Genomic DNA, 3,635 nt, shown 5'->3' with positions numbered 1-3,635 from the left:
ATCCCAGGCGTTTCCCCCTGGTAGCTCCCTCGTGCGCTCTCCTGTTCCTGCCTTTCGGTTTACCGGTGTCACTCCGCTGTTATGGCCGCGTTTATCTCATTCCACGCCTGACACTCAGTTCCGGGAAGGCAGTTCGCTCCAAGCTGGACTGTATGCACGAACCCCCCGTTCAGTCCGACTGCTGCGCCTGTTCCGGTAACTATCGACTTGAGTCCAACCCGGAAAGACACGACAAAACGCCACTGGCAGCAGCCATTGGTATCTGGTTTACGGAGCGGAGAGGCGTGTACAAGCATACACAGAGTTCTTGAAGTGTTGACCTGACTACGGCTACACTGGAAGGACAGATTTGGTCACTGCGCTCCGTTTAAGCCAGTTACCACGGTTCAGAAACTTGCCGGTTTCCTGAACCTTCGAAAAACCACCTTGCCGGGTGGTTTTTTCGTTTCAGAGATGGAAGATACGCCTTTCAAAGCGCCATCGTCAAGAAACGCAGTAGCTAGAAAAAATCGTCCTCTAACTCAAAATCAGGCATTACGCCTTTTTTATAATCAGGTGAAATGACTTTTCTATATAAGTTGAACACCCGCTTTTTCTTGTAAAAGAAATCATCCAAATGCTCACCAAACAAATAATCAACATCGATATTCTTATTATTATTCTTAAAAGAGTCTAACCTTTTTAAATCTTTGTTGTACACATTCCCTGTAACCCACAAATAATGGTGGATATTCTTTTTTTCTAAATTATTTATTTTATAGTAAGAGTTTATAATTGGAACCCTTTCTTTCATCCAACGCGTAAGTTCAGTTGAAGGTAAGACCTTAACATTTTTGCACTCTATTATATAAATATCGTCACTACTCTCCAATACAACATCAGCTTCTGCATGCTTACCATTTATCTTATACTCTCTATTAATGTAAATATTACCAAGGCCATAAAAATTAGAAATTTGCGAGGATACAAAAAGCTCAAAAATATACCCTCTCAAATTGCCATTCTCTCCAGAAACAAACTCCAGATCTTTAACCATCTGAAGCAACTCATCTGGATGCTTTTCAATGGACAAAGAACCCTGAACCACCCTCGACAACCTGGTTAAGCTTTCATCAACTTTATTACCAAACGCATTTGCTATAGTTACAGCCAGAACCCCCTCACTTCTCAACTTATTGAAGGCTATTTTGCCGAAACGCCTTGCGAAAATAACAAACATTATCCTCTGACTCGCTCGAGAAGACTTGGTCATCTGGACTTTTCTTATGAATGTTTCTGCTGCAGCGGTAGTAATTTCATCACGATTAAAGCCGAGAGAAAAATCACAGGCAACGAAACCAGGCATCAGTTTTCCGCCGACATATTCAGCGAGAGGGGAAACGTAACTTGGAGCGGTCATATCCCATTCAAAAGAGCCTACAACTGGATTTCCCTCCCCAGCATATTTTGTTTTTATCTGATTAAAAGCGACTAGGCCTAAATTCCTCAACCAAGCTTTAACAAGCTCCAATATTGGTTTGTCAAAAAAGGATTCGCAATTTGCCATTGTTCTAATATTAACATCGTTGGCTATGTTGTTATTTATCAGTACGCAATCACCAACTCCATCAATATACACGGCTCTAAGTATTTTTGCCGAAAGTAGATTTCTTAGAACTGTTTCATAACTTAAATGTTTAGCTTGTTTTATAGGAGATCCAGACACAATCCCAAAATCTTTCACCTTCAAATAACCGCCATTATTTATTACGGCAAGTATCGCGTGTGAGTAAGTTGAGTTTGCTTCGTACATGCACTTTTCGAGAGCTCGCCAAAATTTGAAACTGCCAAAATCATCTTTTAGATAAATGAATCTCCTGTTATGGCTGAATTTCAAAAATGGCAGCTTACCTATGTCCGTGCTTCGCGAGATCATTTTACGTATCGCTTCAGGGGACATTGAGGGATGTTGCCACTGAATTCTCTCTGCAAGATCCGAAGAGATGCATGGCCCGCTCATTTCAAGCACCTGTCTAACAACACTTTTTTTCATATCCTCACCTTATTTCTGTCACACTACGCTATTTATAATATTACACTACGTGTAATAGGGCGCAGTCTTTTAAAAAAAAGTGACTATAAAAAATAATTAAAAATCAGATGGTTAATTACTTACTTTAAATTGAGCACAAAGAAATATCGTCTTTATAATTATTTAATCCTTTTAAATCATAAAGATAGTATTGTGACATTTTTTTATCGAACTATCAGCTACTCCATTTACCATAACATCCGTTGCGTGCACCGCCTGAGAGGCTCTCAGGGCGTTTCTGACGGGAAACCGGTAAAACAGGCAACAAACCACCCGAAAACCCGCCAGAAACGCGCAGGCTCTGTTTTTACGGCATGCATGAGTATGCGCGCAAGTGCATAGTGCGGAAATTCACGCCATTCAGCCGGGGTAAGTCCTGTTTCCGGCGTTCTTCCCACCCGAAAACGGTGAACGGGGACGCAATTTATTGCGTGGCCGTGAGGCGTTGGCAAGAACATCAAGCATGAAGATAAGGGGGTCGGATGTACGAATGGTTCAGAGAACTGTTCTGACGTAATTCAGTAGTAATTCAGTAGTAAATCAGTAGTAGATAAGTAGTCATCCTCCTCCGATTTGTAGTAAATCAGTAGTAAATCAGTAGTGTTTCTGTAGTCCCCCCTCCGGTTTGTAGTAAATCAGTAGTAAATCAGTAGTGACGCTGTAGTTTATTAGTAGTCAGGAGGAATAAGCTGTTCATACAAGTATGAACGAGCTAGTTATGGACGCTTTTTTTTCACAGATCTCCTCAGAATAGGCAAAGCTCAGCCCGGTAAGGAGATGATTCTTTATCCCTTAAATGGCCATACACCATACGCAACCGCGATTTTCATCGCAATTGCATGAATTAAAAGGTAAAAACTGAAGTTCCCGTTTATTTATGTAATACGCAACGTATTACAACCACCTGTAATCACATGAAAATAAAGAAATAAGATGTAATACCGGCGTATTACACGTACGCGGGTAAGCGAAAAAGCTATAACGCTTCCCGGCCGACAGGCGGCCCAAAATCCACCGGGGCGTGCAGGTTCTCTTCAGTAACCTTCGCCATTAAATCAAAAAGGTCATATTCGCCGGGAAGCTGCGTATCAGTCGCATCCCGTTGTTCATCATATTCAGATGGCATGGGGTGATATCCAGTAGCTAAGGGGTTGTTAGCGGGTTTCGGAGCGCAGCCCTGAACCAGTCACGTAGCGCTAGCGGAGTCTAAACTAGCTGAATATGTTACGACGGGGTCGGGGTTCAGGAAAGTGCTTCATGTGACAGGGGAAAATGCAGCTACAGGGCGTACGGGAGAAAATGGGGGTTACTGTGATATGACGCCTCCTCGCTCACTCGGTCGCTGCCGCTCCTGCCGTTCGGCTGCGGCGGGCGTTAGCTGCACACGGATAAGAGCAAAAGCATGTGGCATGACAAACAGGGCAGGAAAAGGACGCGGCGCTGCCGTTTTTCCATAGGCTCCGCCCCCCTGACAAGCATCACGAAATCTGACACTCAAATCAGTGGTGGCGAAACCCGACAGGACTATAAAGATCCCAGGCGTTTCCCCCTGGTAGCTCCCTCG

At 43.4% G+C, this 3,635-nt stretch carries 3 protein-coding genes; 1 reads left to right on the top strand and 2 read right to left on the bottom strand.

Features of this window, described 5'->3' with window-relative positions:
- Positions 1-152: 152 nt before the first annotated feature.
- Positions 153-311, top strand: a complete 159-nt coding sequence (locus tag ACOTXR_RS24965) for a hypothetical protein (protein WP_001403044.1) — start codon at positions 153-155, stop codon at positions 309-311.
- A gap of 188 nt (positions 312-499) precedes the next feature.
- Here ACOTXR_RS24965 and ACOTXR_RS24960 read toward each other — a convergent pair whose 3' ends face one another.
- Positions 500-2,032 (bottom strand): NERD domain-containing protein, encoded by a 1,533-nt coding sequence (locus ACOTXR_RS24960; RefSeq protein ID WP_421767132.1) that lies wholly within the window; start codon positions 2,030-2,032, stop codon positions 500-502.
- Positions 2,033-3,047: 1,015 nt separating this feature from the next.
- Positions 3,048-3,197 (bottom strand): hypothetical protein, encoded by a 150-nt coding sequence (locus tag ACOTXR_RS24955; RefSeq protein ID WP_001138881.1) that lies wholly within the window; start codon positions 3,195-3,197, stop codon positions 3,048-3,050.
- Positions 3,198-3,635: the final 438 nt, after the last annotated feature.

The sequence above is a fragment of the Enterobacter cloacae complex sp. IR53030 genome (genome assembly GCF_049238365.1).
In the GTDB taxonomy this organism is placed as follows: domain Bacteria; phylum Pseudomonadota; class Gammaproteobacteria; order Enterobacterales; family Enterobacteriaceae; genus Enterobacter; species Enterobacter kobei.
This window is presented reverse-complemented; position numbering and strand designations above follow the sequence as displayed.